We start from the raw sequence: 26,023 nt of genomic DNA, 5'->3' as shown, positions 1-26,023 counted from the left end.
CGATGCGCAGGGTTCCGCTGCTTGGCCCGACCGGCTGGCTTGTGTTCCTGGCGGCAGCGCTCGTCGCCGTCATCGTCATCCCGGTACTGGCGACTGTGCCGGCCGAGGGCTCGGCGCTCCGCCTGCCGGCCTATCTGGTGCCGCTGTTCGGCAAGTATCTCTGCTACGCCATCCTGGCCATGGCGCTCGACCTGATCTGGGGCTACGCCGGCATCCTGAGCCTTGGCCACGGCGCCTTCTTCGCGCTCGGCGGCTACGCCATGGGCATGTACCTGATGCGCCAGATCGGCACGCGCGGCGTCTACGGCAACCCGATCCTGCCGGACTTCATGGTGTTCCTGAACTGGCAGAAGCTGCCGATTGCCTGGTGGGGCTTCGACCATTTCGCCTATGCCGCCCTGATGGCGCTCCTGGTGCCGGGCGTGCTGGCGGCGGCACTCGGCTGGTTTGCGTTCAGGAGCCGCGTCACCGGCGTCTATCTCTCGATCATCACCCAGGCCATGACCTACGCGCTGCTTTTGGCCTTCTTCCGCAACGACATGGGCTTCGGCGGCAACAACGGCCTGACCGACTTCAAGGAGATCCTGGGATACGAGATCCAGGCGCCGTCGACGCGGCTCGGGCTCTATATCGCGACCGCCGTGGCGCTCGGCCTGTCGTTCCTCATCTGCCGCTTCGTCGTGACGAGCCGGTTCGGCCGGGTGCTGCTGGCGCTGCGCGACGCGGAGAGCCGCGTCCGGTTCCTGGGATATTCCACGACGGGAGCGAAGCTCTTCGTCTTCACGCTCTCGGCACTGCTGTGCGGCCTTGCGGGCGCGCTCTACGTGCCGCAGATCGGCATCATCAATCCCAGCGAATTCTCGCCGGGCAACTCGATCGAGGTCGCGATCTGGGTCGCGGTCGGCGGGCGCGGCACGCTCGTCGGCGCGATCCTTGGCGCGCTGGTCGTCAATTTCATCAAGACCTGGCTCACCGGGGCGGCGCCGGAGCTGTGGCTGTTCGCGCTGGGCGCGCTCTTCATCGCCGTCACGCTCGCCATGCCGCACGGCATCCTGGGGCTGGCCACCCAGCTGCGGCGCTGGCGTGGTGCCACGCCCGCCGCTGCCGTGGGGGAGACGGCCCATGACTGAGGCGCTTTCGACCGCCCAGCTCTATCTCGACGGCATTACCGTCAGCTTCGACGGGTTCAAGGCGTTGAACGCGCTGTCGCTCGTCATCGAGCCGGGCGAGCTCAGGACCATCATCGGCCCGAACGGCGCCGGCAAGACCACCATGATGGACGTGATTACCGGCAAGACGCGACCCGACAGCGGCACCGCGCTCTTCGAAGGGCGGCATGACCTGACGCGGCTCGACGAGCCGGCCATCGCCAACCTCGGGATCGGCCGCAAGTTCCAGAAGCCGACCGTGTTCGAGAACCTGACGGTCGAGGAGAACCTCGAGCTGGCGCTCAAGGACGACCGGCGCATCCGCCACACGTTGTTCCGCCGGCTCGACGACGAGCAGGCCGGGCGGCTCGAGCGCGTGCTGGGTGAGATCGGCCTCATGCATCGGCGCCACGATCTGGCCGGACTTCTGAGCCACGGCCAGAAGCAGTGGCTCGAGATCGGCATGCTGCTGGTGCACGACCCGCGGCTCATCCTGCTCGACGAGCCGGTCGCCGGCATGACCGACGCCGAGACGGCGGCGACCGCCGACCTCATCACCCGGCTCGCCCAATATCACACCATCGTCGTCGTCGAGCACGACATGGCGTTCGTGCGCAGCCTGGGCGCCAAGGTCACGGTGCTGCACGAAGGCTCGGTGCTGGCCGAGGGATCGATCGACGCCGTGCAGAACCATCCGCGCGTGATCGAAGTCTATTTGGGACGTTGAGCCGATGCTGACCGTCGACGCGATCGATCTTTCCTATGGGGCGAGCCGGATCCTGCGCCGGGTCAGCCTGACCGCGCGCCTCGGCGAAGTGACCTGCGTCTTGGGCCGCAACGGTGTCGGCAAGACCAGCCTGCTGCGCGGCATCTTCGGGCTGCAGCCGATCGCGGCCGGCCGCATCCTGTGGAACGACCAGCCGATCGACAAGCTGCCGCCGCACAAGCGCGCCGCCGCCGGCCTGGCGCTGGTGCCCCAGGGCCGCGAGATCTTCCCGCGCCTGACGGTACTGGAGAACCTGAAGACCGGCCTCGCCGCGGCCAAGGGCGAGACGACCATCCCGGACGAGATCTTCGAGCTGTTCCCGGTGCTGGACAAGATGCTGCACCGGCGCGGCGGTGATCTCTCGGGCGGCCAGCAGCAGCAGCTGGCGATCGCACGCGCGCTCGTCACCCGGCCGAAGTGCCTGGTGCTGGACGAGCCGACCGAGGGCATCCAGCCCTCGATCATCAAGGACATCGGCCGGGTGATCCGGCTGCTGGCCGAGCGCGGCGACATGGCGATCCTGCTGGTCGAGCAATATCTCGACTTCGCCCGCGAACTCGCCGACCGCTTTGCCGTCATGGAGCGCGGCGAGATCGTCGTCTCGGGCAATCGCGGCGAACTCGACGACGAAGCGGTGCAGCGCTACCTGGCGGTCTAGGGCATTCCCATAATGAGTCTACAGCGCAAATTTACTGAGTGTGGGCTGGTTCCGATATATAAATATCGCTGCCATCGTAGGTGATATCGACGGTCTTTGTGCTTGTATTTATGATCACCCTGCAGAACTTGTTTTCATCTCCAGGCAAAAACCTCACAGATACAGCGCCGATATTTTTATTTAATTCAATTTTTGTTACCGCTTGTATTGCTCGGTGGAAATCATCGATGTTGGCGTTGTAAAAATTCAACGCCTTTTGGGTGGCGGACTGTGCATGATCTCTTTCAAATGACTGCGTGGCCAGTTTTCCCATCACCGTCCCCCAGTGTTGGCCTAACAGGATTTGAGCGGCAGATATATTTTACCAATACAACCTTTGATTGTCAACGGTTTCGGCTATTCTTTGGCTAGGTCGTGAACCCATAAAGTGGGCAGGGCCCGCGCTGTAGGGTGACGAACATGCGCCAAGCCTTGAGCGCGTTATGCGCCATCGATAGTCCATTGCGCGACCGGCTTGCCTCTGCGAGTTAGTATATCTAGCCCAATCCAGGAACGCTTAACCATGCTCACCGTCTATGGCGAAGGTCGTGGCTTCCGTGTTGTCTGGCTGCTTGAGGAATTAGGATTGGCTTATCGGCTGCGCCCGGTCGATCTGCTGGCTGTCGAGAATGATCGCGATTTCCTCGCGATCAACCCCGCCGGCTTCATTCCCGCACTGCAGGACGGCGAGACGATCATGGTCGAATCGATCGCGATTCTTGAGTACCTGCTCGCCCGCCACGGCTCAGGTTCGCTTGCCGTCGCTCCGGACGATCCCGCCTTCGCTTCCTATCTGCAGTTTCTCCACTTAGGCGAGGCCGGGCTCGCCGGGCCGATGAACGCCGTCTTTGTCGGTCGCGAACTGGCGCCCGAAGCCGAGCGAGATGCCCGGGTTACCTGCTGGGCACGCGAGACCTTCGAGAGCCGGCTGGGGTTGGTTATCCGCCGCCTCGGGGATTGCCCCTATCTCGCCGGCGACCGATTCACTGCTGCCGATATCTCGGTGAGCTACGCCCTCCTGCTCGGCCTGCGAACTGGCAACTACGTCCCCGGTTCTACCGAGCGGGACTATCTCGCCCGCACGACGGCACGCCCTGCCTACGCCCGAGCGATGGAAAGCTGCCAGGCCACCAAGGCTTGGGCGGCGAGATCACCGGGATTGTAGGGCTCGCTTTATCGGAGCGGCCTGGCTGGAACCGCGAGGGAAGAATCCACGACGAGCGCTAGTCGCGCGTCAGCGAGCAGATCCAGTTCACCTCCCACGTCCGGCCGCCGTCCGCCGAGAAGGACTGCTCCATGCGCGCCGCCTGCGGCGAGACATCGAACCAGACGTAGCGGACGAAGATTGCCCGGCCGTCGAAGATCTCGTGGTCGTAGAATTCGCCGCGCCCGTCGGTGAATTGGCCGATGACCGGTGGCAGCGCCAGATTGCCCTTGGCGGCGTCGACCAGGTAGATGCTCCACTGGCGCGCCTCAGGATTATAAAGCCGCAGGGTCTGCGCCTCGATGCGTCGGTCGTGCCCGATGCCGGAGACCGCGAATTCCTCGGTATTGGCGCGGTCACCCCAGAGCTTCCGCGTGACGGACGTGCCTTCGTATTCGATCCATTCGGTCGAGCCGGTCAGCGGATTGAGCAGCTTCTTCAGATGAGCCTGCCAGCGGCCGATGAGGAAATCGAAATCATGCAGCCCGTCATGGGCCGGGGCTTCTGTGGTCATGGGGGCCTCGCTCGAACGTGCGAGACCGCTATACCGCCCTAAACACGACATCGAATGTCATGATTTGACGGGCGCGCTAAAAAAGATCAGCCGAGCGTTGGCATCAGCCCGGCGAAGACCGCCTCGAACATCTCGGTCGTGAGTCTGCCGGTGTTCGTGTTGTAGCGCGAGCAATGATAGCTGTCGGCCAGCATCAGGCCGTTCGGCAGCTGATGCTGCGCGCCGTGGGCGAACTTGTAGGCGGCTTGCCGGAGCCCGAGCGTCGCCAGCACCTGGGTATGGGCCAGCTGGCCCAGCGCCAGGATCGCCTTGAGCCGGCCGAGGGCGGCCAGCTCCGCGACGAGGAACGGCCGGCAGTTCTTGATCTCCGACGGGTCCGGCTTGTTCTCCGGCGGCACGCAGCGCACCGCGTTGGTGATGCGCGCGCCCTTGAGCTCAAGGCCATCGTCGCGCGCCTGCCCGTATTGCCCCTCTGCGAGGCCGAACTTGACGAGCGTCGCGTAGAGCAGGTCGCCGGCATAATCACCGGTGAAGGGGCGACCCGTGCGATTGGCTCCCCTGAGGCCCGGCGCCAATCCCACGATCAGCAGGCGCGCATCGGCGCCGCCGAACGACGGGACCGGCGCATTGTGCCAGTCCGGATATCGCGCGCGGTGGTCGTCGCGGAACGCGGCGAGGCGAGGGCACAGCCGGCAGTCCGGCGCCGGTCCGCAAGAATCGGAGTTCAACATGAGCAGATGCAGCAGAGGCGGGCGCGACTATGCCTCGTCGTCCTCGTCCTCGTCGTCTTCATCGGGCGGCAGCGCCTCGCGATGCACATGGGCGCGCATGATGCTGGGCGCCAGATCCTGCAGCTCCATGAAGGTGTCGGCCTGGCGTCGAAGCTCGTCGGCCACCATCGGCGGGTTGGAGCGCACCGTGGAGACGACGGTGACGCGCACGCCCCTGCGCTGGACGGCCTCCACCAGCCGCCGGAAATCGCCGTCGCCCGAGAACAGCACGACGTGGTCGAGATGCTCGGCCATCTCCATCACGTCGATCGCGAGCTCAATATCCATATTGCCTTTGAGCTTGCGCCGGCCCGTCGCATCGGTGAATTCCTTGGTCGGCTTCGTGACCATGGTATAGCCGTTGTAATCGAGCCAGTCGACCAGCGGCCGGATCGGCGAATATTCCTGATCTTCAATCAAGGCTGTGTAATAGAAGGCGCGAATCAATTGGCCATTCTTGCGAAATACGTCTAGCAGCTTTTTGTAATCAATATCGAAGCCGAGCGCGCGGGCAGCGGCGTAGAGATTTGCGCCGTCGATGAAAAGCCCTAGCCGCTCCTGTGGGTAGAATACCATCTTATTAAAATCCTTTTGGGCGAATTTGCCGGATTAATGCATGTGGGGCTAAGCATTAAATAGTGACGGAATTATGGAATAGGAGATGGAGGGGTGGCAAGTCCGGTTTTTTGGGGCAATTTGTATGATCAATAAGCTTGCGTCTCGAGCGCGCGTCGGGCGCCAGGGCGCCGAGGACGAGCAAGGGAGGGCTGGGCTCATGATTCTGGTGGCGCTGGGGGCCAACATGCCGAGCCCGGTCCATGGCAGCCCGCGGGCGACGCTGGAGGCGGCCCTGAAGGCGCTCAACCGGTCCGGCCTCAAGGTCGTTGCGCGCTCGGCCTGGTACGAGACGGCACCGGTGCCGATCTCGGACCAGCCCTGGTTTGTGAACGGCGTGGTGGCGGTCGAGACGGCGCTTGGCCCGGCGCCGGTGCTCGAGAGGCTGCATCGCATCGAAGAGGCGTTCGGACGGGTGCGCGACATCGTCAACGGGCCGCGCGTGCTAGATCTCGATCTCTTGGCCCACGGCGATATCGTTTCGGACGGCTGGCCCTCGGGCGATTGGCCGGTGCTGCCGCACCCGCGGCTGCACGAGCGGGCCTTCGTGCTGCAGCCGCTCGCCGACGTGGCGCCGGAGTGGCGCCATCCGGTCGACGGCCGTGATATCCGAGAAATGCTCGCAGGCATCGGCCCGGAGCAGACGACGCGGCGCCTGCCGTGAACCCGTGACTCGCGCGCCGGGGTGCGGGCGCGCCATTCATGAGGCTGCGGCAAGGCTGCGCGGCAAGAGAAGCGGGGCCGTTATGAAGATCTCGGCATTGCACCATGATTGCCCGCGTCGTATATCTCGTTGCTACCCATTAATTCGGCGGGCTTGACCAGAATGGCGCGTGTAACGGTTGAAGATTGCGTGACGAGAGTGCCGAACCGCTTCGAGCTGGTTCTCGTGGCGGCACAGCGGGCGCGGGATATCGCATCTGGCGCATTGATCACGGTCGACCGCGACAATGACAAGAATCCGGTCGTGGCGCTGCGCGAGATCGCGGAATACACGATCGAGGTCGATGCGCTGCAGAACGCCCTCGTGACCGGCCTGCAGAAGCAGCCGGAGATCGACGAGCCGGAGGAAGATACCGAGCTGTCGATCGACGAGCAGACCTGGCCCGATGGTGCCGGTGCGCAGGCGATCGACGAGGAGCTCAAGGACGACATGCAGTTCGTCGATGTCGAGGAAGGCGAGGTCGACCTCGAGTCCGAGGTGGAAGAGAAACTCGGCGACGCCGACTTCTCCGACGAGATCTGACCCCGCGTGGGCGAGCGTCTGGTCGCGTGGCACAACAGCCAACTTCCCCGATGAGTCGCCGCACTCGCAGCATGTTTGTGATGACGGCCCGACGTGATGCGTCGGGCCGTTCGTCCCTTGGCCATTCGTTTCTTGGCCGTTCGTTTCTTGGGGCGCGACAACCGTGATCCGCCAGTACGACCTGGTCGAGCGCGTCAAGGCCTACGACCCGAACGCCGACGAAGATGCGCTCAATCGCGCCTACGTCTTCTCCATGCAAGCTCACGGCTCGCAGAAGCGAGCATCGGGCGACCCCTATTTCTCCCATCCGGTCGAGGTCGCGGGCATCCTGGCCCAGATGAAGCTCGACTCCGCGTCGATCGTCACCGGCCTGCTCCACGACACGGTCGAGGACACGGTCGCGACGCTCGACGATATCGAGCGGCTGTTCGGCCGGGACATCGCCCGGCTCGTCGACGGCGTCACCAAGCTGTCGCGCCTCGAGCTGCAGTCAGACCAGACGAAGCAGGCCGAGAATTTCCGCAAGCTCGTGCTCGCGATGTCCGAGGACATCCGGGTGCTGCTGGTGAAGCTCGCCGATCGCCTGCACAACATGGAGACGCTGCACTACATCAAGAGCGACGAGAAACGCCGCCGGATTGCGCGCGAGACCATGGAGATCTACGCGCCGCTCGCCGAGCGTATCGGCATGCACCAGATGAAGGACAAGCTCGAGGATCTGGCGTTCGCCGAGCTGCATCCCGAGGGGCGCGAATCGATCAAGACGCGCTTCGCGTTCCTGAAGGAGCAAGGCGGCAGTCTCGTCGAGAAGGTCATCAATCAGCTGACGGAGACGCTCAAGGAAGGCGGCCTCGACGAGGCGACCGTGACCGGCCGCGAGAAGACGCCCTATTCGATCTGGCGCAAGATGCAGCGCAAGAACGTGGGCTTCGAGCAGCTGTCCGACATCATGGCCTTCCGCGTCACGGTCGAGACCGTGGGCGAATGCTACCAGGCGCTGGGCGTCATCCACAGCCATTACCCGGTCGTGCATGGGCGCTTCAAGGACTATATCTCGACACCGAAGCCGAACGGCTACCGCTCGCTCCATACCGGCATCTTCGGGCCCGAGCGCCAGCGTATCGAGGTGCAGATCCGCACGCGTGAGATGCACGAGGTGGCGGAACTCGGTGTCGCAGCGCACTGGAGCTACAAGCAGAACGCCGGCCGGACCGAGGGCAAGCAGTACCGCTGGCTGCGCGAGCTGCTCGACATTCTGGAGCACGCGTCGGGGCCGGAGGAATTCCTCGAGAACACCAAGCTCGAGATGTTCCAGGACCAGGTGTTCTGCTTCACGCCCAAGGGCGACCTGATCGCGCTGCCGCGCGGGGCGACGCCGGTCGACTTCGCCTATGCCGTCCACAGCCAGGTCGGCGATACCTGCGTCGGCGCCAAGATCAACGGACGGATCGTGCCGCTGCGCTCGCAGCTCGCGAATGGCGACCAGGTCGACATCATCACGTCCAAGGCGCAGACGCCGTCGCCGACCTGGGAACGCTTCGTCGTCACCGGCAAGGCGCGGGCGCGCATCCGCCGCTTCATCCGCGCCCAGCAGCGCGCGCAGTACCTGAACCTCGGCAAGGAGATCCTGACCAAGGCGTTCCGGCACGAGCATCAGGAACTGTCGGAAAAGGCGCTCGAAGCGGTCACGAAGAATTTCGCGGTCACGACCGTGGAAGACCTTTATGCCGCAGTCGGCGAGGGGCTCGTCACCAAGGGCGAGGTGCTGAACGCCGTCTTCCCGAACCGGGTCGAGACCAAGACGGCCAAGGTCGTGCCGCTGCCGCGTGCTCGCTCGAAAAGCTCCGACAATGCGGTGCCGATCCGCGGGCTCATCCCGGGCATGGCGCTGCACTACGCCGGCTGCTGCCATCCGTTGCCGGGCGACCGCATCGTCGGCATCGTGACCACCGGCAAAGGGGTCACGATCCACACGATCGACTGCGAGACGCTCGAGAGCTTCGCCGATACGCCGGAGCGCTGGCTCGACGTGGCCTGGGACCAGACCGACGAGGGGCACAGCCATATCGGCCGCATCTCGGTCATGATCGGCAACGAGCCGGGCGCGCTCGGCAACTTGACGACGGTGATCGGCAAGAATGCCGGCAACATCACCAACCTCAAGATCACCAACCGGGCGAACGACTTCTTCGAGATCCTGGTGGACATCGAGGTCAAGGACGTCAAGCATCTGACCAACCTGATCGCGGCCCTGAGAGCGATGCCGTCGATCAATTCGGTGGAACGCGCGCGCAGCTGACGCCGTTGCCCACCTGATCCTCAGAAACGAGCGAGAACCCATGGCGTACGTCCATCAGCATCTTCGGCTCGGCGTCAACATCGACCATGTCGCAACTGTGCGGAACGCCCGCGGCGGCAGCCACCCCGAGCCCCTGCGCGCGGCCCTGCTCGCGGCCCAGGCCGGCGCCGACGGCATCACGGCACATCTGCGCGAGGATCGGCGCCACATCAGCGACGAGGACATCGACCGCCTGATGACGACGATCAACCTGCCGCTCAATCTCGAGATGGCGGCGACCGACGAGATGGTCGCGATCGCGCTCCGGCACCGGCCGCACGCCGCCTGCCTCGTGCCGGAGCGGCGCGAGGAGCGCACGACCGAGGGCGGGCTCGATGCGGTCGCCGGCCATAACGAGCTGGCGCCCAAGATCGCGCAGCTCCGGGACGCGGGCATCCGCGTTTCGCTGTTCATCGCACCCGACAAGGCGCAGCTCGACATGGCGCGGCGCCTGGGCGCGCCGGTCGTCGAGCTCCACACTGGGCCCTATTGCCACGCCGCCCCGGGCCCGGAGCGGCAGCGCGAGCTTGAGCGCCTGGCCGAGGCCGCGGCCCACGGTCATGCGCTGGGGCTCGAGGTCCATGCCGGGCACGGGCTCGATTACGATACGGTCCGCGACGTCGCGGCGCTGCCTGAGATCGCGGAGCTCAACATCGGCCATTTCCTGATCGGCGAGGCGATCTTCGTCGGGCTGGAAGCGTCGATCCACGGAATGCGGCAGGCCATGGACGCGGCGCGCGCCGGGGCGGAAGCATGATGATCCTGGGCCTCGGCACCGATCTCATCGACATCCGCCGCATCGAGAAGACGCTGGAGCGCTACGGCGACAAGTTCACCGAGCGCTGCTTCACGCCGGTCGAGCGGGCCAAGGCCGACCGGCGGGCGCAGCGGGCGGCGACCTACGCCAAGCGCTATGCGGCCAAGGAAGCCTGCTCCAAGGCGCTCGGCACCGGCTTCCGCGCCGGCGTGTTCTGGCGCGACATCGGCGTCGTCAACTTGGCCAGCGGGCAGCCGACGCTGCAGCTGACCGGCGGCGCCCGGGCGCGCCTCGACGCGATGACCCCGCCCGGCATGGTGGCGCAGATCCATCTGACGCTCACCGACGAGCCGCCGCTCGCCGAAGCGATGGTCATGATTGTCGCGGTGCCCGCGAATGCTTGACGCCGGCTCGCGCGCCGCGCTTCATGGCGGCCAGCGTCCCGCCTATCGCCCGAAACCGATAACCCCAACCCGTGAGCCCCGATGGCCGCTGTGACCAAGAGCAAGACGAAGAGCGGCGACAGCTTCTTCGAGATCGTCAAAACTGTCGTGACCGTGGGGCTCGTCGTCCTGATCCTCAGGACTTTCGCGTTCGAGCCGTTCAACATCCCCTCGGGCTCGATGATCCCGACGCTGCTGATCGGCGACTACGTCTTCGTCTCGAAATATTCCTACGGCTTCAGCCGCTATTCGTTTCCGCTGATCCATCCGCCGTTCTCCGGCCGGATCTTCGGCCGCCTGCCGGCGCGCGGTGACGTCGTCGTGTTCAAGCTGCCGCGCGATCCGTCGGTCGACTACATCAAGCGGGTGATCGGGCTGCCCGGCGACAAGATCCAGATGGTCGACGGCGTGCTGAACGTGAACGGCAAGCCGGTCGAGCTGTCGCGGACCGAGGATTTCTACGACACGGAATATCAGCGCAACATCGAGACGCCGCAGTTCATCGAGACGCTGCCCGAGGGGCGCCAGCATCCGATCCTGAAGCTGCAGAAGCCGGGCACCGGCACCTATGACAACACGCCGGTCTTTGAAGTGCCGGCCGACAGCATCTTCGCCATGGGCGACAACCGGGACAACTCGCTCGACAGCCGCGTGCCGCCGCGCAACAACGGCGTGGGCTTCGTGCCGCTCGAGAACCTGGTCGGCCGGGCCGAGTTCCGCTTCTTTTCCTACGACGACAATGTCGCCCCCTGGTGGCAGGTCTGGGAATGGCCGTGGGCGATCCGCTTTTCGCGCATGTTCACCGGCGTGCACTGATCCGAATGCCGCGGCCTTGAAGCGCCGCACGCGACGCCCATGAGAAGACGCAGAAAAGAACGGGACGGGCCGGTGGAGATCGTTCGCACGCTCCTTTGGGCCGTCCTGCTGGCGCTCGCCGTGCGCAGCTTCGTCTATGAGCCGTTTTCGATCCCGTCCGGGTCAATGGTGCCGACGCTGCTCGTCGGCGACTATGTGTTCGTCTCCAAGTTCGCCTACGGCTTCAGCCGCTATTCGCTGCCGCTCTGGTATCCGCCGGTCGCGGGACGGCTGTTCGGCCGGCTGCCGGCGCGGGGCGACGTTGTCGTCTTCCGGCTACCGGCCGATCCGGACCAGGATTATATCAAGCGCGTCGTAGGGCTGCCGGGCGACCGGATCCAGATGATCCATGGCGTGCTCACCATCAATGATGAGCCGGTCCGGCGCGAGCCGACGGCGCCGCTGGTGGTTGACGACGGGGCGACGAAGCTCTCGTTCCCCCGTTTCATCGAGACGCTGCCGAACGGCGTCGCGCACGAGATCATGCAGGAGAAGGATGACGGGCCGCTCGACGACACCAGCATCTATGTCGTGCCGGACGGCCATCTCTTCGTCATGGGCGACAATCGCGAGCATTCCCAGGACAGCCGCATGTTGACCAAGGTAGGCTATATCCCGCTCGAGAACCTGGTCGGGCGCGCCGATCTGCGCTTCTTTTCGATCGTCCCGCACGAGGCGTGGTGGAGGATTTGGGAATGGCCGGGTCGGATCCGCTGGGATCGACTGATGCGGGTGGTGCAATGAGCGATGCGGTCACGGCTCCGGGGCAGCGCAGCGCGCTCGAAGGCGAGCTCGGTCACCGCTTCGTCGATGCCGGGCTGCTCGAGGAGGCCTTGACCCATCGCAGCGCCGCCTATGTCGCCGCCGGCCGGCGCGACCGCCGCGGCGCGCGCCGCTCGCTGGGATACGAGCGGCTCGAGTTCCTCGGCGACCGGGTGCTGGGCCTGCTGGTGGCCGAGATGCTGATGGCGGCGTTCCCGCGCGAAGCGGAAGGAGCGCTCGCTCGCCGCCATGCCGACCTCGTGCGGAAGGAGACGCTCGCCGCCGTCGCGACCGACATCGATCTCGCCGATCATGTCCGCCTGCCGGCGCTCGACGATGGCGCCGCCCGGCACAATCCGAGCCTGCTCGCCGACGTGTGCGAGGCGGTCATTGCCGCACTCTATGTCGATGGCGGGCTGGAGGCCGCCCGCCGCTTCGTTGTCGAGCGCTGGACCCCGCGCATGAACGCGTCGCTGACGCCGCCCAAGGATCCGAAAACGGCGCTTCAGGAATGGGCGCAGGGGCGGGGGCGGCCGTTGCCGGTCTACCGTCTCGTCAAGACCGACGGGCCGCCGCATCAGCCCGTGTTCACCGTGTCAGCATCAGTCGAGGGCGAGGCCGAGGAGGTGGCGAGCGGCGCCTCGAAGCGCCTGGCCGAAGCGGCCGCGGCCGCCATCTTGCTGGCCCGCATCAGCGGCAGCGCCAAAGGAGGAACCCCATGACCGCGAACGCCACCAAATGCGGCTATGTCGCGATCCTGGGCGCGCCGAATGCCGGCAAGTCGACGTTGTTGAACCGGCTGGTCGGCGCCAAGCTGTCGATCGTCTCGCCCAAGGTCCAGACGACGCGAACGCGCGTGCTGGGCATCCAGGTGTTGGATGCGGCCCAGGTGATCTATATCGATACGCCGGGCATCTTCCGGCCGAAGCGCCGGCTCGACCGTGCCATGGTTGCGGCCGCTTGGAGCGGGGCGGCCGATGCGGACGTGATCCTGCTGCTGGTCGATGCGGCCGACGGCTTGACCGACGAGGTGAAAGCGATCGTCGCGAGCCTGAAGGAGGCGGGGCGGCGCGCCGTACTCGCGCTCAACAAGACCGATGCGGCGCGCCATGAGAAGCTGCTGCAGCTCGCAGGCGCGCTCGATCTCGAAGGCGTCTTCGACCGGGTCTTCATGATCTCGGGCCTGAGCGGCGACGGCGTCGCCGACATCGAGAAATACCTGCTCGAGCGCCTGCCGGAGGGCCCCTGGCTTTATCCGGAGGACCAGCTGTCGGACGTGCCGCAGCGCCTGCTCGCGGCCGAGGTGACGCGCGAGCAGCTGTTCCTGCAGCTCCATGATGAGCTGCCGTACGAGACAACGGTCGAGACCGAAGCCTGGGAGGATCTCAAGGACGGCAGCGTCAAGATCTCCCAGGTGATCTATGTCCAGCGCGCGAGCCAGAAGGCGATCGTGCTGGGCAAGGGCGGCCGGCAGATCAAGCGCCTGGGCGAGCGTGCGCGCGCCGAATTCGAGAAGATGCTGGAGCGCCGGGTCCACCTGTTCCTGTTCGTCAAGGTGCGCGAGGACTGGGCCGAGGACCGCGAGCGCTACGCCGCGATCGGGCTCGAATACGACCCCTGAGCCGCCGGTGGACTGGACCGACGAGGCGATCGTGCTTGGTGCTCGCCGGCAAGGCGAGGGGAGCCTGATCGTCTCGCTCTTGACCCGCGCGCACGGCCGGCAGCGCGGTCTCGTCCGTGGCGGCGCCAAGAGCCGGCAGCGCGGCGCCTACGAACCCGGCACGCACGTGACCGCGACCTGGCGCGCCCGGCTCGAGGAGCATCTCGGCCATCTGCAGATCGAGCCCGGCACCAGCTATGTCGCGGGCCTGCTCGATGATCCGCTCAGGCTCGGCTGCCTCGAGGCGGCGGTGGCGCTGACCGAGGTGGCTTTGCCCGAACGGGAAGCACACCCGGCGGCGTTCGACGGGCTCATACGGCTCCTGGGCGCGCTCGACCGCGACGAGGGCTATGCCGCCGCCCATCTCGCCTGGGAGGTCGATCTGTTGCGCGAGCTGGGATATGGGCTCGATCTCACGGCCTGCGCCGTCACCGGCTCGCGCGACGATCTCGCCTGGGTGTCGCCGCGCACCGGCCGGGCGGTCAGCCAGGACGCCGGTGTTGCCTACAAGGACAGGCTCCTGGTCCTGCCGCGCCTGCTCGGCGGCCTCGGCAGCGGCGGCTCCGATGCCGAGGACCTGCTGGACGGGCTGGCGCTCACCGCAAGCTTCCTCGAACGCCAGGCCCTGGCGCCGTACGGCCGCGGCCTGCCGCCTGCGCGCACGCGATATGTTGATCGATTGTGGAGGCTTTCCGCGCAAGCGCGCCTCGCGAGACTTGGCGGCAGCGAACCAGACCTGGAGCCCGTGCCCCAGCGTCGGCCTGATCCCACACGATAGGTTGACCGACTCGGCCGGCTCGTGGCCATATCTCGTGGGATGAGTTAGGGGGCGCCTTTCCTCTCGTCATTCCCGCGGAGGCGGGAATCCAGCGCGAGCCGCGTCTGCGGCGACATGAGTCTTTTCTGCGCGGTCGCGCGGAACGGACTGGATGCCCGCCTTCGCGCGGATGACGGATAGGGATCGGCGTCCGACATTTGACGAGCACGAAGAGTATCCATGGCCTCGACCTCCGCCGCCGGCGAAATCCGCGACACCGAACTGCACGACGCCCTGTCGGAGCGCTACCTGTCCTATGCGCTTTCGACCATCATGGCGCGCTCGCTGCCGGATGTGCGCGACGGCCTGAAGCCGGTGCATCGCCGGATCCTGTGGGCGATGCGCCAGCTGAGACTCGACCCCGACGCCGGCTACAAGAAATGCGCCCGCGTCGTGGGCGACGTCATCGGTAAGTATCACCCGCACGGCGACGCCTCGATCTACGAGGCGCTGGTGCGGCTCGCGCAGGATTTCGCCCAGCGCTATCCGCTGGTCGACGGCCAGGGCAATTTCGGCAATGTCGACGGCGATAACGCTGCGGCCATGCGTTACACGGAAAGCCGGCTCACCATCGTCGCCCGCGCGCTCATGGACGGGATCGACAACGACACGGTCGATTTCCGCAGCACCTATGACGGCGAGGGCGAGGAGCCGGTCGTCCTCCCGTCGCGCTTCCCGAACCTGCTGGCGAACGGCGCCACCGGCATCGCCGTCGGCATGGCGACGAGCATCCCGCCGCACAATGTCGGTGAGCTGTGCGACGGCCTGCGCCTGATGATCGCCCATCCCGACTGCTCGCTCGAGGCGCTGACGGAGGTCGTGCGCGGCCCGGATTTCCCGACCGGTGGCGTGCTGGTCGAGACCGAGGAGAATATCCGCCAGGCCTATGCGACGGGGCGCGGCAGCTTCCGGCTGCGCGCGCGCTGGGAGAAGGAGCCGCTACCGCTCGGCGCCTACCAGATCGTCGTGACCGAGATCCCCTACATGGTGCCGAAGGCCCGGCTGATCGAGAAGATCGCCGAGCTCTTGGAAGAGAAGAAGCTGCCGCTTCTGGCCGACATCCGGGAGGAATCGGCAGAGCAGATCCGCCTCGTCTTCGAGCCCAAGACCCGCAACGTCGATCCCGACGTGCTCATGGAGTCGCTCTTCCGCTCGACCGACCTCGAAGTGCGCATTCCCTTGAACCTCAACGTCCTCGACGCTGAGGGCGTGCCGCGGGTCATGAGCGTCAAGGAGGCGCTCAGAGAGTTCCTCGACCATCGCCTGGTCGTGCTCGAGCGCCGCTCGCGCAATCGGCTGGAAGCGATCGGCCGCCGCATGGAGATCCTGCGCGGCCAGATGGTGGTCTATCTCAATCTCGACGAGGTGATCCGCATCATCCGCGAGGCCGACCATCCGAAGACGGCGTTGATGGAGCGGTTCGAGCTGACCGAACTCCAGGCCGACGCCATCCTGAACCTGCGTTTGCGCGCGCTCCACAAGCTCGAGCAGCTGGCGATCCAGAAGGAAATCGACGATCTCGCCGTCGAGGCGACCGGGCTCGAGGCGCTGCTCGCCGACGAGAGCCTGCGCTGGGCCGCGATCGACGAGGAAGTGCTCGAGATGAAGGAGGAGTTCGGCCCGCACACCGAGCTCGGCCGGCGCCGGACCGAGCTTGGCGGTGCGCCGTCCGCCGTCGTGGTCCCGGTCCATGCGCTGGTCGAGCGCGAGCCGGTAACCGTGCTCTGCTCCGAGAAGGGCTGGATCCGCGCGGTCAAGGGCCACAACGTGCCCTTGGCCGACCAGCGCTACAAGGAGGGCGACGGGCCGCGCTTCGCCGTCGAGACGCAGACGACGGACCGTCTGCTGGTGTTCGCGTCCAACGGCCGCTTCTTCACGGTCGGCATCGACAAGCTGCCGGGCGGTCGCGGCCATGGCGAGCCCTTGAAGCTGATGATCGACCTGCCGAACGAGGCGGAGATCGTGGCGCTGAGGCCCTATCGGCCGGGCGAGAAGCTCATGCTGGTCTCGACCGACGGCCGCGGCTTCGTCGTCAACCAGGACGAGGCGCAGGCGCAGACCCGCGCCGGCAAGCAGGTCATGAACCCGGCCGAGGGGGCGACCGCGCGCTTCTGCCTGCCGTTCACCGGCGACGCGCTGGCCCTGGTCGGCGACAACCGCAAGCTCCTGGTCCTGCCGCTGGCCGAGATCCCGGAGATGTCGAAGGGCAGGGGCGTCATCCTGCAGAAATACAAGGACGGCGGACTTGCCGACGCCAAGGTCATCGTCCTGGCCGAGGGCTTGAGCTGGCCCGCCGGCTCGCGCGTCCGTTCCGAGCCAGACCTGACCGCCTGGAAGACCGGCCGCGGCTCGTCCGGCCGCATGGTGCCGACCGGCTTCCCGCGGCCGACGCGGTTCGAGAGCTAATTTACCGAGCCGTCGTCCGCTATCGTCATGCCCGTGAGAGGCGGAGATCCATATGTGGACGGCCCCTTGCTTGCAAGTTGGTCGGGCAGATTTCGGATCGATACGCTTGCGTCCATATGTCCGGCCTGTTTCCCGTGGCGCGTTGCCACTGGCCAAGAGGGTTTGCGCGACGGAAGGTCCATACAGGGTTGAGACGCTGCTTCCAACGCCACTGGATCCCTCGGTTTACCTTTCCGCCCCGGCTCGCCCGAGCCCACCCTCTGCTCGTCTGCTTGCAAGGCCGGCTGTCGACGGATGGGCGGGTGGGCAGCCCGCCTATTCCGTCGGTCCGGTCAGACCGCGCCCGGCATCGCTCGGGTGTCGCCGGGTCGGTAGCTTTCCCCGGTGGCCATCAGCTTCCAGGCGATGCGCGCGGTCTTGTTGGCGATCGCCCTGCCGTTGCATCGCGGGTACGAACGGCCGATGCGTCGCTTCCTCCGGCACCGGCTCGCTGTCGCCGGCCCGCAGCTCGCCCGCTAGCGTTCGCCCATGGACGCGGAGAAGCGGATCAGATAGCCATCCGGGTCTTGCACCAGGAACTGGTGGACCTCGGTCTCGACGCTGCCTGTGCGGTACAGTTTTCGTTCAGGCGCCATGAATAAGGGCCAGCCGGCGCCTTCAAGTGCTGCCAGGATCGGCTTCAGCGATTGCACGGCAATCTGGAAATTGACGCCGCGGCCGAGCGGCGGTTCCATCGGCCCCGTCACCCAGTTTCGGCCGCGCCCACGCTCTTCCAGCATCACCTGTGCACCGTCACGGTCGAGATAGGCGAAGCCTTCGTCCAATCTGTCATAGGCGACGCGGAAGCCGCACAGGTCGCGCCAGAAGCTGAGACTTTTCCTGACATCGGCCACCAGCAGTTCGGGGACCAGGCGGGCCGGTGCCGGGCGCGGGAGGTTCGGCGACGGAGTAGCCATGACGCCGCCTCGCTCAGACCCCCAGATTGAATGCCACGGAGATCCGGACGCCGTCGCCTCGGTAGGGCTGCACCGCGTGGAATAGCCAGGCCGGGAACAGCACCATATTGCCCGTGCGGGGCTGGAAGGTTTCCGAGCCGCCGGCGGTCAAGCAGCCTTTGATGCCGATGCGGACCAACGGCGCATACATCATCGGCATGACCCCGCGCGGATCCATCAGCTCGAGCGCCCCGCCAGCCTCGACACCGCCAGCCTCGACCCCGCCAGCCTCGACACCGCCATCGTCGACGTAATAGACGCCCGACCAATAGGCGCCAGCATGCGTGTGCATGTCGTTGGTGTTGCCGGCCCGGTTGACGTTGGCCCAGGCGTTGACCTTCCACGGGAAGTCGGCCGGCACGAAACCGTCGGCCGTCTGGCGCGCGCTGATCTTGGTGCCGATCTCGCTCGCAACCGCCAACAGCGCTTCACCCTCGGGCCCGGCCCAGTCCTGGAAATCCGTGTCCGACTGCCAGCCGCCGCGGTTGCTCTTCAACACCGAGGGATGGCTTTCGACGCGCGCCAGGATGCGCGCCTTGAGCCGCTCGTTGGCACCATCGTCGCCGCCGAGCTGCAGCACGACGAAAGGCGTCGGAAACAGGGAATTGATCTCGAGATTCTGAGTGACGAACGGCATGGAAGGGTCCGATCCGGCGGTAGGAGCCGAGAGGGTAGGACCAGCCTCCTTAACGACGCGCTAACCATGCCGAGTGCGGCAGCGGCGAGTGCACGTGGATTGACGGCAAGCATGCCGCTAGATACCATATCCTACATACCGGACTTAAGTCTGGTATATCGGACATAGATACTTCCTTTCGCGGTAAGCGACCCGCCAAGAGGCAGGGCCGGCGTTGCGCATCGGCTTCCTCAGCATCTTCCCTGCACAGAACCACAGAGAATCGGTCGACAGAGGAGGAAAACCCATGCCATCCAACGAAGAAATCGACGTATCCGGCGCCGGGGTCTCGCGGCGCGAAATGCTTGCGGGGGCGACGGCGCTGGCGATGACAGGACTCATGCCGAAAGCTCTTGCGGCGACGGCGGAACCGGCCGCTGCGGGGCGCGGCATACTCGCCTATGCCGGGTGCTACACGCCGAACGGCGGCGGCATCTATCAGTTCCGGATCGATCTCGCCACCGGCGCGCTGACGCAGGCGAACCTGTTTGCGGACGTCGTGAACCCGTCCTGGATCACATCCGGGCTCGACGGCCGCACGCTCTATGCGACGAACGAGATCGACAATTTCAACGGCACGACCAGCGGGTCGGTCAGCGCCTTCCGCATCGATCGCGCGACCGGCAGCCTGTCGGCGCTCAATGTGGTGAGCTCGCAGGGCGGCGCGCCCGTTTATCTCAACCCGCATCCCTCGGGCAAGTTCCTGTTTGTCGCCAATTACAATGGCGGTTCGATCGCGGTGCTGCCGATCCATGCCGACGGCACCCTCGGCAACGCGACCGACGTCAAGACCGACACGGGCAATGTCGGGCCGACGACGCCCGCCGGCGCGCCGCCGGGCAGCTTCGCCAACAGCGGCCATGACGCGCCGCACGCCCATTACATCCACAGCGATCCGTCCGGGCGCTTCGTCCTGCATGTCGATCTCGGGCAGGACCGGATCTATTCCTGGCGCTTCGATTCGAGCACGGGGCAGCTTACACCGGCCGCGGTGCCGTTCACGGCGGCGCCTCCGGGCTCGGGCCCGCGCCATCTGGCCTTCCATCCGAGCGGCCGGGTCGTCTATGCGCTGACCGAGGAAAGCTCGGTCCTCCTGACCTATGCCTACAATGGCAGCACCGGCGCGCTCACTCTGCTCGACACTGTCTCGGCCCTGCCGGCGCAGTTCGTCGGCACGAGCTACGGCTCGGAAGTGGCGGTGTCGGCGGACGGCCGGTTCCTCTATGCCGCCAACCGCCTGCACGACAGCATCGCGACCTTCGCGCTCGACGCGAGCGGTCTGCCGTCGCTGGTCGGCCATACCCAGACCATGGGCGACTATCCGCGCAGCTTCTCGATCGACCCGACCGGCAAGTTCTTCTACACCACCAACCAGCGCAGCGATGCGATCGCGATCTTCAAGATCGATCACGCGACCGGCAAGCCGGTGTTCACCGATCAGTACGTGCCGATCGGCAGCCCGGCGCGCCTCGCCTTCCTGGTCTAGCCTCGAGAGGGGGCGGGCGACCGGGTCGCCCGCCCCATGCTTTACTCCAGTGTCGTCATGCCAGCGGGATCGACTGGGCATGGTGGAACCGGTTGTTCGGGTCCCAAGTCCGCTTGGCCTGGATCAGGCGGGGCAGGTTGCCGCCGTAGTAGAGCCGGAGCGCCGTCGCGGGGCCGTGCGCGTCCAGGTCGACGTCCGGATAGTTGATGTAGCAGCCGTCGACATTGTTGGTCTGGTCCTGGGCCGGGTCCGGGATGCCACCGTAGGCCGCGTACATCTCGGTATAGAAGTCGCGGATCCAGGCGATGTGGTTATCGCCGTTGGCGCTCGGCCCTTCGGTCTGGTCCTGCCAATAGGTCTGGTATTGCAGCTTGAAGATCGAGCTGCGCTGCCAGACCGCCGTCGCCGTCGGGGCCACCGTGTTGATCTGGCCGGCGTACGTATCGACCTGGAGCAGCGAGGAGGACAGGTCGACCGGGTTGCCTGAGCTGTCGGTCCGGCTCTGCGTCAGGTACTTGTAGATCGTCTGCACCTGGTTGGCCGGGAAGCCCGCGCGCATGTAAGCGGATTTATATTTGCCCTTCTGATTGTCGCCGGAGCCGTTCAGATCCTGCACGACCTGCCACCAGCGATAGTCGACATAGGCGGAGGATGCGGGTGCCGAGACCGGATGGCCGATGATGGCACCCCGCGGCTCCACGACGTTGGCGACGCCGTGCTTGGCCAGGAGGCTGTTCACCAGCGGTAGGGCGCTGGTTGAGCCGATCGGGCCGTCGTAGTTCGCCTGGATGATGATCTTCACCTGGCCGGCGCTCGAATGGTTGAGCTTCAGCAGCCCGAAGATGCTGTTGCCGCCGTTGAGCGTCAGATCCTGGAAGTAATCGAGGATGCCGCCGAGGTACGAGGCACCGCCGCCGGCGATGATGTCGGACCAGTTCCAGGCGAGCACGATCAGCTCGGCATTCTGCGGCGCCGTCGGCAACTCCGCGAACTCATAGCGGGTGATAAGCCCGAAATTGCCGCCGCCGCCGCCGGTATGGGCCCAATAGAGCAACTGGTCGTTGGCATTGCTGCTCTGGTTCGTCACGTGGCGCAGCTGAGCGCTGTCGTTCTGGTCGATCGTCACCACGTCGACGCCGGTCAGCCAGTCGACCGTCAGGCCGAAGGCGCGCGACATCAGCCCATAGCCGCCGCCGCAGATGTGGCCGCCGAGCCCGACCGAATAGCAGGAGCCGGCTGGCAGCGTCTTGCCGAACTGCCAGTAGAGATGGCGATAAAGGTCCCAGTTGGTACCGCCGGCCTGGGCGAAGTAGCAGCCGCGCGCCGCATCATAGCCGACCCGGTTCAAGAGGCTCACGTCGATGATCGCGCGCGTGTCGGCGTTGAAGACGAAATCCTCGTAGCAGTGGCCGCCGCCACGAACCCGGAAATTCTGCGCCCAGCCGCCGGAGACGACATTGCTCAGCGCCTCGGCGGCGCCGGTCTCGGTCAGGGGCACGAACACAACGGCAGCATTGGGCGCGGTCCAGCGCCGGTTGAAACCTTGGGTCAATCCGCGGAACTGGGGGCTCGACGGGTCGAAGATCAAGAGATCCGTGCCGGCCGAGCCGCCGGCCGCCGCGACGAACTCGGTCCTGGCGGCGGCCTCGCTCTTGCCGCTCAAGGCCAGTAGACCGGCCATGGTGCCGGCGGTCGCAGCCCCGGCTTTGAGGAAGTTGCGTCGTTCCATCCTGGTTTCCTCCTGTTGACGTGTTCTCTCTCCGCCGCCTCGCAGGGGGGGCGCGGCCGGTCGAAAGGTCTAGTGGGAATGTGCAACTTATCCGAGCGATACAGGCCATGAGGGCGCGCCGGCTTCATGCGGGCCGGTCGATCGTTGCTTCTGCAAATTTGTCAGGCGATGCCGCGCCGCACTCCCCAGGAGCGCGGGTCAACGAAGGTCGTTTGTCCGAAATATCAGACTAAATTCTCGTATAGCGGATAAGACGGAAGGTAGTCCGATCGCTCAAGGGTTGCAACAGCTTTGATGCGTGTCAGCCCCTTGAGCGGGCGTTCAGTGATTGTGCCGTCGCTCTGCTCGGGCCCGGGCCTTGGCGCGGGCGCCGCAGACTTCCATCTCGCACCAGACGCGGATGTTGTTCTTGCTGCGGTCCAGGAACAGCCAGCCGCAATCATGGCCGGGGCACTGCTTCAAGCGGTCGCGCGGCTCGTTGAGCAGGATGTCGGCGGCCGAGCGGGCGATCGGCAACAGCGGCCCGTCGAGCGCGTCGTCTGGCGCCGGGTAGTGCCAGGCAAAGCCGGACGGGGTCGCGACCAGCCGCTGCGCCATGAGGTTCGGCACCAGCGCCGCATTGAGGGCTGCGAGCAACTCGCCGGGCGGCGAAAGGCGATGGGCGAGCGCCTCGAACAGGTCGTGCAGTGTGCGGCGCAGGCTGAGCGCCTGCTCGAGCGCCGCTCGCGCCGCCGCCGGATCGTTCAATGCCAGATGGCGCAGCCGGTGGGCCTCGGCGGGCGTCACGGCGCCGGCATGAGCCGACCACAGCGCCAGATGCTCGAACCCGTTCAGGTGCTCGAGGCAGTGCGCCATGCCGAGCCCGCTCGTCGTGTTGCAGAAATCCAGCGCCAGCGCCCCGCCGATCAGCGGCAGCCGGCCGGCGCGCGGACCGAGTTCGCCGTCGGTCATCGAGAATGACTCCACCAAAACGCCTTTTGGTGGTTAAAGGATATTGGCCGGGAACGAAACCGGTTCGAGAGGGAGGCAAGCATGAAACGGAGCATACTCTTTGTGGCGGCGGCGGTCGCGGCGCTCGCCGCAGGGCCGGCGCGGGCGGATATCAAGATCGCGGTCGCAGGGCCGCTGACCGGGCAATATGCCGCGTTCGGCGACCAGATGAAGACCGGCGCGCTGGCGGCGGTCGATGCGCTCAACAAGGCGGGCGGGGTCCTGGGGCAGAAGCTGGTGCTGGCGCAGGGCGACGACGCCTGCGATCCGAAGCAGGCCGTCGCGGTCGCCAACCAGCTCGTGTCTCAGGGCGTCGTCGCCGTGTTCGGGCATTATTGCTCCGGCTCGTCGATCCCGGCATCGGCGGTCTATGAGGAAGCGGGTGTCGTCGAGATCTCGCCGGCATCGACCAACCCGAAATACACCGACGACGGCAAGTTCAACACGTTCCGCACCTGTGGGCGCGATGACCAGCAAGGCATCGTCGCCGGCGACTACATCGCGGCGCATTTCAAGGGCAAGCACATCGCGATCCTGAACGACAAGAGCTCCTACGGCCTGGGCCTGGCACAGGAGACGCAGAAGCGGCTCAAGGCCCTGGGCATCGAGCCGGCGATGGTCGAGTCCTACACGGCCGGCGACCGGGACTATACGGCGCTCGTGACCAAGATGAAGCAGGCCGGCATCGACCTGATCTACCTCGGCGGCTATCACACCGAGGCGGGCCTGATCCTGCGCCAAGCGCGCGAGCAAGGGCTGCAGGCCAAGATGATGTCGGGTGACGCCATGGTGACCCAGGAATTCTGGTCGATCGCCGGGCCGGCGGGCGAGGGCATGATGATGACCTTCAGCCCGGATCCGCGCAAATCGCCGGCGGCGGCCAAGGTGGTGGCCGAATTCAAGGCGAAGAACATCGATCCCGAGGGCTACGTGCTCTACATCTACGGCGCGATGCAGGCCTGGGCCCAGGCGGTCACCAAGGCCGGCTCGACCGACGGCAAGAAGGTCGCGGCCGCTCTTCGGTCGAACAAGGCCGACACGGTGCTGGGCCAGATCGGCTTCGACGCCAAGGGCGACGTGACGGCGCCCGGCTATGTCGTCTACCGCTGGCACGAAGGGACCTACGACTACGCGGTCGACTGAGGAGAAACGGGAGGGTCCTCAGGGGCTCTCCCGATCCTTCAGGCGGTCAACTGCAGCAGGTCCCAGCGGTTGCCGTAGAGATCCTCGAACACGGCGACGGTGCCGTAGGGCTCGCGGCGCGGCGCCTCGAGGAACCTGACGCCCGCTGCCAGCATCCGCGCGTGATCGCGGTCGAAATCATCCGTGTGCAGGAACAGGAAGACGCGCCCGCCGGTCTGGTCGCCGACGTGCGCCGCTTGTGCCGGTGTCGCGGCCTTGGCGAGCAGCAGGCGCGTCTCCCGGCTGCCCGGCGGTGCCAGCTGCACCCAGCGCTTGTCCGGCCCGAGAGCCGTGTCTTCGACGAGCGTGAATCCCAGCTTGTCGCGGTAGAACGCGATCGCCTCGTCGTAGTCGGTGACGACGAGCGCGATCGCGCCGATGTGCTGGCGCATCAGATGCAGCGGCCGCCGTCGACCTCGAGCGCGACGCCGGTCAGGAACGCGCCCTCATCGGACGCCAGGTAGAGTGCCGCATTGGCGATGTCCTGCGGCGTCGCGAGCCGGCCGAGCGGCACGCTCTGGCGGAACTTCTCGCGCAGCTCCGGCGTGTCGCTGCCCATGAACTGGCCCAGGAGCGGCGTTTCGCCGGCGACCGGGCAGAGCGCATTCACCCGGATGTTCTCCGGCGCCAGCTCGATCGCCATCGCCTTGGTGAGCGAGATCGCCGCCCCCTTGGAACCGTTGTACCAGGCGAGGCCGGGACGCGGCCGGATGCCGGCAGTCGATGCGGTGTTGATGATGACGCCGCCCGAGCCCTGGCGCCGGAACACCGGCAGGACATGCCGGGCGGCCAGATAGATCGCCTTGACGTTGACCGCAAAGATCCGGTCGAACTCGGCCTCGTCGACCTCGAGCATCGGCCGGTTGCGGTGGGTGATGCCGGCATTGTTGATGAGGATGTCGATGCGGCCGTGGTAGTCGAGTGCCGCCGCGACGAGCGCTGCCACGGAGGCGTCGGAGGCGACGTCGGTCTCCTTGAAGCACGCGGTCGCCGGGCGATGCTTGGCGTCGATTTCGGCGCAGACCCGCATGCCGCCTTCCTTGGCGATGTCGGCGATGACGAGCTTCGCCCCTTCGTCGGCAAACCGCTTGGCGATGCCTTCGCCGAACCCGGACCCGCCGCCGGTGACGATCGCGACCTTGTCCTTCAACCGCATGACGTCCACTCCCTGCCATTTTGCCCTGCCATTTCGTATGAGTATGGCCGGCAGCGGACGTTTGTTGAAGCAATGATCAGTCGGGATGGAACGGTTGCCAGCCGCCGGCGCTCAGCGCTTCGAGCGGGCGGAAGCGGGTCTTGTAGGCCATCTTGCGGCTGCCGGCGATCCAGTAGCCCAGATAGACATAAGGGCGGCCGAGCCGCCGGGCGCGCTCGATGAGCGCCACGACCAGCCAGGTGCCGAGGCTGCGCTTCGGTTGGTCGGGATCATAGAAGCTATAGACCGCCGAGGCGCCGTCATCGAGATCGTCGGTCAGGCACACGCCGACCAGGCGCCCGGTGCGGTCGCGGAGCGTCACGAGCACCGTTGCAACCGGGCTGTCCTCGATCATGGCGCGATAGTCGCCGAAGCCCATGCTCGCCATGTCGCTTTCGGCGTGGCGCGCGAGCTGGTAGCGGGTGAACAGCCGGTATTGCTCGACCGTGCCCGAGGCCTCGACCGTCTCGACGCGGAGATCGGCGTTGAGTGCTTCGAGCCGCCGGATCGAGCGGCCGGGAACGAAGCCATTGACGGCGACCCGGACCGGGACGCAGGCCGTGCAGGCGGGGCAGGCCGGCCGATAGGCGAGCTGGTGCGAGCGGCGGAAGCCGGCGCGCGACAGGTCGTTGTAGAGCGGCTGCGGTGCCGGGCCGCTCACCTCGGTGATGACCTTGCGCTCGACGAAGCCGTCCAGATAGGGGCACGGCTGCGAACTCGTTCGGTAGAAATGGTGCAGCGGTGACAGGAACGGCTTGTTCATCGTCTGCGG

The 26,023-nt window shown here is 66.2% G+C and carries 28 protein-coding genes; 17 read left to right on the top strand and 11 right to left on the bottom strand.

The features are described from left to right. Positions 1 to 2 precede the first annotated feature (2 nt). From urtC to urtE, 3 genes are read left to right on the top strand one after another with little or no spacing between them, the layout of a single operon-like run. Positions 3 to 1,130, top strand: coding sequence for an urea ABC transporter permease subunit UrtC (urtC, locus tag IEY58_RS27320; protein WP_189051328.1), 1,128 nt, complete (start codon positions 3 to 5; stop codon positions 1,128 to 1,130). After that, a complete protein-coding gene (urtD, locus tag IEY58_RS27315; RefSeq protein ID WP_189051327.1) occupies positions 1,123 to 1,875 on the top strand; it encodes an urea ABC transporter ATP-binding protein UrtD in 753 nt (250 codons plus the stop codon). The genes urtC and urtD overlap by 8 nt, the downstream gene beginning before the upstream one ends. Before the next feature lie 4 nt (positions 1,876 to 1,879). Beyond that, the gene (gene urtE, locus IEY58_RS27310; protein WP_189051326.1) at positions 1,880 to 2,572 is read left to right on the top strand and encodes an urea ABC transporter ATP-binding subunit UrtE; all 693 of its coding nucleotides are present in this window, start codon (positions 1,880 to 1,882) and stop codon (positions 2,570 to 2,572) included. A 31-nt stretch (positions 2,573 to 2,603) separates the two neighbouring features. On the opposite strand, the gene IEY58_RS27305 is transcribed toward urtE, so the two are convergent. Next, on the bottom strand, positions 2,604 to 2,885 hold the full coding sequence (locus IEY58_RS27305; RefSeq protein WP_189051325.1) for a hypothetical protein: 282 nt from the start codon (positions 2,883 to 2,885) through the stop codon (positions 2,604 to 2,606). Between the two features lie 249 nt (positions 2,886 to 3,134). On the opposite strand from IEY58_RS27305, the gene IEY58_RS27300 reads away from it, so the two are divergent. Then, complete coding sequence (locus tag IEY58_RS27300; protein ID WP_189051324.1) at positions 3,135 to 3,776, top strand: glutathione S-transferase family protein; 642 nt, start codon at positions 3,135 to 3,137, stop codon at positions 3,774 to 3,776. 58 nt (positions 3,777 to 3,834) lie between these two features. Here IEY58_RS27300 and IEY58_RS27295 read toward each other — a convergent pair whose 3' ends face one another. The 3 genes from IEY58_RS27295 to IEY58_RS27285 form a co-directional block, all read right to left on the bottom strand. After that, a complete protein-coding gene (locus tag IEY58_RS27295) occupies positions 3,835 to 4,329 on the bottom strand; it encodes a hypothetical protein (RefSeq protein WP_229743980.1) in 495 nt (164 codons plus the stop codon). Between the two features lie 86 nt (positions 4,330 to 4,415). Then, positions 4,416 to 5,060, bottom strand: coding sequence for a uracil-DNA glycosylase (locus IEY58_RS27290; protein WP_189051323.1), 645 nt, complete (start codon positions 5,058 to 5,060; stop codon positions 4,416 to 4,418). Between the two features lie 27 nt (positions 5,061 to 5,087). Continuing rightward, a complete protein-coding gene (locus tag IEY58_RS27285; RefSeq protein ID WP_189051322.1) occupies positions 5,088 to 5,675 on the bottom strand; it encodes a LabA-like NYN domain-containing protein in 588 nt (195 codons plus the stop codon). 124 nt (positions 5,676 to 5,799) lie between these two features. On the opposite strand from IEY58_RS27285, the gene folK reads away from it, so the two are divergent. From folK to parC, 11 genes are all read left to right on the top strand, one after another. Beyond that, positions 5,800 to 6,378 carry a 2-amino-4-hydroxy-6-hydroxymethyldihydropteridine diphosphokinase gene (folK, locus tag IEY58_RS27280; RefSeq protein ID WP_308422455.1) on the top strand — a complete coding sequence of 193 codons (579 nt, stop codon included), beginning with the start codon at positions 5,800 to 5,802 and terminating at the stop codon, positions 6,376 to 6,378. A gap of 162 nt (positions 6,379 to 6,540) precedes the next feature. Beyond that, complete coding sequence (gene rpoZ / locus IEY58_RS34830; RefSeq protein ID WP_189051321.1) at positions 6,541 to 6,960, top strand: DNA-directed RNA polymerase subunit omega; 420 nt, start codon at positions 6,541 to 6,543, stop codon at positions 6,958 to 6,960. Positions 6,961 to 7,123: 163 nt separating this feature from the next. Beyond that, positions 7,124 to 9,259 (top strand): RelA/SpoT family protein, encoded by a 2,136-nt coding sequence (locus tag IEY58_RS27270; RefSeq protein ID WP_189051320.1) that lies wholly within the window; start codon positions 7,124 to 7,126, stop codon positions 9,257 to 9,259. A 40-nt stretch (positions 9,260 to 9,299) separates the two neighbouring features. Next, a complete protein-coding gene (locus tag IEY58_RS27265) occupies positions 9,300 to 10,055 on the top strand; it encodes a pyridoxine 5'-phosphate synthase (protein WP_189051319.1) in 756 nt (251 codons plus the stop codon). Continuing rightward, positions 10,055 to 10,459 carry a holo-ACP synthase gene (gene acpS, locus IEY58_RS27260; RefSeq protein ID WP_189051367.1) on the top strand — a complete coding sequence of 135 codons (405 nt, stop codon included), beginning with the start codon at positions 10,055 to 10,057 and terminating at the stop codon, positions 10,457 to 10,459. Before IEY58_RS27265 ends, acpS begins: the two co-directional genes overlap by 1 nt. Before the next feature lie 81 nt (positions 10,460 to 10,540). Next, the gene (gene lepB, locus IEY58_RS27255; RefSeq protein WP_189051318.1) at positions 10,541 to 11,314 is read left to right on the top strand and encodes a signal peptidase I; all 774 of its coding nucleotides are present in this window, start codon (positions 10,541 to 10,543) and stop codon (positions 11,312 to 11,314) included. Positions 11,315 to 11,386: 72 nt separating this feature from the next. Further along, positions 11,387 to 12,097 (top strand): signal peptidase I, encoded by a 711-nt coding sequence (gene lepB, locus IEY58_RS27250; protein WP_229743979.1) that lies wholly within the window; start codon positions 11,387 to 11,389, stop codon positions 12,095 to 12,097. Continuing rightward, a complete protein-coding gene (gene rnc / locus IEY58_RS27245) occupies positions 12,094 to 12,837 on the top strand; it encodes a ribonuclease III (protein ID WP_189051316.1) in 744 nt (247 codons plus the stop codon). Before lepB (IEY58_RS27250) ends, rnc begins: the two co-directional genes overlap by 4 nt. After that, positions 12,834 to 13,736, top strand: coding sequence for a GTPase Era (gene era / locus IEY58_RS27240; protein ID WP_189051315.1), 903 nt, complete (start codon positions 12,834 to 12,836; stop codon positions 13,734 to 13,736). The genes rnc and era overlap by 4 nt, the downstream gene beginning before the upstream one ends. Positions 13,737 to 13,743: 7 nt before the next feature. Beyond that, positions 13,744 to 14,553 carry a DNA repair protein RecO gene (gene recO, locus IEY58_RS27235; protein ID WP_189051314.1) on the top strand — a complete coding sequence of 270 codons (810 nt, stop codon included), beginning with the start codon at positions 13,744 to 13,746 and terminating at the stop codon, positions 14,551 to 14,553. A gap of 219 nt (positions 14,554 to 14,772) precedes the next feature. Beyond that, positions 14,773 to 16,998, top strand: coding sequence for a DNA topoisomerase IV subunit A (parC, locus tag IEY58_RS27230; RefSeq protein WP_189051313.1), 2,226 nt, complete (start codon positions 14,773 to 14,775; stop codon positions 16,996 to 16,998). A gap of 515 nt (positions 16,999 to 17,513) precedes the next feature. Here the strand turns inward: parC and IEY58_RS27225 are convergent. Both IEY58_RS27225 and IEY58_RS27220 read right to left on the bottom strand, forming a co-directional pair. Further along, positions 17,514 to 17,954: a bleomycin resistance protein gene (locus IEY58_RS27225; protein WP_189051312.1), complete on the bottom strand. Its 441-nt coding sequence runs from the start codon at positions 17,952 to 17,954 to the stop codon at positions 17,514 to 17,516. A 13-nt stretch (positions 17,955 to 17,967) separates the two neighbouring features. Further along, a complete protein-coding gene (locus IEY58_RS27220) occupies positions 17,968 to 18,630 on the bottom strand; it encodes a 2OG-Fe(II) oxygenase family protein (protein WP_189051311.1) in 663 nt (220 codons plus the stop codon). A 286-nt stretch (positions 18,631 to 18,916) separates the two neighbouring features. Between IEY58_RS27220 and IEY58_RS27215 the strand changes: the two genes are divergently transcribed. Next, entirely contained in the window at positions 18,917 to 20,155 is a 1,239-nt protein-coding gene (locus tag IEY58_RS27215) for a lactonase family protein (RefSeq protein ID WP_229743978.1), read from the top strand. A 55-nt stretch (positions 20,156 to 20,210) separates the two neighbouring features. Here the strand turns inward: IEY58_RS27215 and IEY58_RS27210 are convergent, their stop codons facing one another. Then, positions 20,211 to 21,884 carry a BBE domain-containing protein gene (locus tag IEY58_RS27210; protein WP_189051310.1) on the bottom strand — a complete coding sequence of 558 codons (1,674 nt, stop codon included), beginning with the start codon at positions 21,882 to 21,884 and terminating at the stop codon, positions 20,211 to 20,213. A gap of 321 nt (positions 21,885 to 22,205) precedes the next feature. Further along, positions 22,206 to 22,835 carry a CGNR zinc finger domain-containing protein gene (locus tag IEY58_RS27205; RefSeq protein ID WP_189051309.1) on the bottom strand — a complete coding sequence of 210 codons (630 nt, stop codon included), beginning with the start codon at positions 22,833 to 22,835 and terminating at the stop codon, positions 22,206 to 22,208. A gap of 81 nt (positions 22,836 to 22,916) precedes the next feature. On the opposite strand from IEY58_RS27205, the gene IEY58_RS27200 reads away from it, so the two are divergent. After that, positions 22,917 to 24,017 (top strand): branched-chain amino acid ABC transporter substrate-binding protein, encoded by a 1,101-nt coding sequence (locus IEY58_RS27200; RefSeq protein ID WP_189051308.1) that lies wholly within the window; start codon positions 22,917 to 22,919, stop codon positions 24,015 to 24,017. A gap of 38 nt (positions 24,018 to 24,055) precedes the next feature. Here IEY58_RS27200 and IEY58_RS27195 read toward each other — a convergent pair whose 3' ends face one another. From IEY58_RS27195 to IEY58_RS27185, 3 genes are all read right to left on the bottom strand, one after another. Then, positions 24,056 to 24,448 carry a VOC family protein gene (locus tag IEY58_RS27195; protein WP_189051307.1) on the bottom strand — a complete coding sequence of 131 codons (393 nt, stop codon included), beginning with the start codon at positions 24,446 to 24,448 and terminating at the stop codon, positions 24,056 to 24,058. Further along, a complete protein-coding gene (locus IEY58_RS27190) occupies positions 24,448 to 25,212 on the bottom strand; it encodes a glucose 1-dehydrogenase (RefSeq protein WP_189051306.1) in 765 nt (254 codons plus the stop codon). Before IEY58_RS27190 ends, IEY58_RS27195 begins: the two co-directional genes overlap by 1 nt. A 76-nt stretch (positions 25,213 to 25,288) precedes the next feature. After that, positions 25,289 to 26,014, bottom strand: coding sequence for an arginyltransferase (locus tag IEY58_RS27185; protein ID WP_189051305.1), 726 nt, complete (start codon positions 26,012 to 26,014; stop codon positions 25,289 to 25,291). Between the last annotated feature and the right edge of the window lie 9 nt (positions 26,015 to 26,023).

This window comes from Aliidongia dinghuensis, assembly GCF_014643535.1.
GTDB lineage: Bacteria > Pseudomonadota > Alphaproteobacteria > ATCC43930 > CGMCC-115725 > Aliidongia > Aliidongia dinghuensis.
The sequence above is the reverse complement of the archived record's forward strand: the minus strand, read 5'-3'. Positions and strand labels throughout refer to the sequence as shown.

Coding starts and splice junctions, on each gene's coding strand:
- IEY58_RS27295 (WP_229743980.1), bottom strand. CDS start 4,329: ATGACCACAGAAGCCCCGGCCCATGACGGGCTGCATGATTTCGATTTC.
- IEY58_RS27215 (WP_229743978.1), top strand. CDS start 18,917: ATGCCATCCAACGAAGAAATCGACGTATCCGGCGCCGGGGTCTCGCGG.
- IEY58_RS27205 (WP_189051309.1), bottom strand. CDS start 22,835: ATGACCGACGGCGAACTCGGTCCGCGCGCCGGCCGGCTGCCGCTGATC.
- IEY58_RS27210 (WP_189051310.1), bottom strand. CDS start 21,884: ATGGAACGACGCAACTTCCTCAAAGCCGGGGCTGCGACCGCCGGCACC.
- IEY58_RS27290 (WP_189051323.1), bottom strand. CDS start 5,060: ATGTTGAACTCCGATTCTTGCGGACCGGCGCCGGACTGCCGGCTGTGC.
- IEY58_RS27225 (WP_189051312.1), bottom strand. CDS start 17,954: ATGGCTACTCCGTCGCCGAACCTCCCGCGCCCGGCACCGGCCCGCCTG.
- urtD (WP_189051327.1), top strand. CDS start 1,123: ATGACTGAGGCGCTTTCGACCGCCCAGCTCTATCTCGACGGCATTACC.
- IEY58_RS27185 (WP_189051305.1), bottom strand. CDS start 26,014: ATGAACAAGCCGTTCCTGTCACCGCTGCACCATTTCTACCGAACGAGT.
- IEY58_RS27305 (WP_189051325.1), bottom strand. CDS start 2,885: ATGGGAAAACTGGCCACGCAGTCATTTGAAAGAGATCATGCACAGTCC.
- IEY58_RS27300 (WP_189051324.1), top strand. CDS start 3,135: ATGCTCACCGTCTATGGCGAAGGTCGTGGCTTCCGTGTTGTCTGGCTG.
- IEY58_RS27200 (WP_189051308.1), top strand. CDS start 22,917: ATGAAACGGAGCATACTCTTTGTGGCGGCGGCGGTCGCGGCGCTCGCC.
- urtE (WP_189051326.1), top strand. CDS start 1,880: ATGCTGACCGTCGACGCGATCGATCTTTCCTATGGGGCGAGCCGGATC.
- folK (WP_308422455.1), top strand. CDS start 5,800: ATGATCAATAAGCTTGCGTCTCGAGCGCGCGTCGGGCGCCAGGGCGCC.
- IEY58_RS27195 (WP_189051307.1), bottom strand. CDS start 24,448: ATGCGCCAGCACATCGGCGCGATCGCGCTCGTCGTCACCGACTACGAC.
- IEY58_RS27285 (WP_189051322.1), bottom strand. CDS start 5,675: ATGGTATTCTACCCACAGGAGCGGCTAGGGCTTTTCATCGACGGCGCA.
- lepB (WP_189051318.1), top strand. CDS start 10,541: ATGGCCGCTGTGACCAAGAGCAAGACGAAGAGCGGCGACAGCTTCTTC.
- urtC (WP_189051328.1), top strand. CDS start 3: ATGCGCAGGGTTCCGCTGCTTGGCCCGACCGGCTGGCTTGTGTTCCTG.
- parC (WP_189051313.1), top strand. CDS start 14,773: ATGGCCTCGACCTCCGCCGCCGGCGAAATCCGCGACACCGAACTGCAC.
- IEY58_RS27265 (WP_189051319.1), top strand. CDS start 9,300: ATGGCGTACGTCCATCAGCATCTTCGGCTCGGCGTCAACATCGACCAT.
- acpS (WP_189051367.1), top strand. CDS start 10,055: ATGATCCTGGGCCTCGGCACCGATCTCATCGACATCCGCCGCATCGAG.
- rnc (WP_189051316.1), top strand. CDS start 12,094: ATGAGCGATGCGGTCACGGCTCCGGGGCAGCGCAGCGCGCTCGAAGGC.
- rpoZ (WP_189051321.1), top strand. CDS start 6,541: ATGGCGCGTGTAACGGTTGAAGATTGCGTGACGAGAGTGCCGAACCGC.
- IEY58_RS27190 (WP_189051306.1), bottom strand. CDS start 25,212: ATGCGGTTGAAGGACAAGGTCGCGATCGTCACCGGCGGCGGGTCCGGG.
- IEY58_RS27220 (WP_189051311.1), bottom strand. CDS start 18,630: ATGCCGTTCGTCACTCAGAATCTCGAGATCAATTCCCTGTTTCCGACG.
- era (WP_189051315.1), top strand. CDS start 12,834: ATGACCGCGAACGCCACCAAATGCGGCTATGTCGCGATCCTGGGCGCG.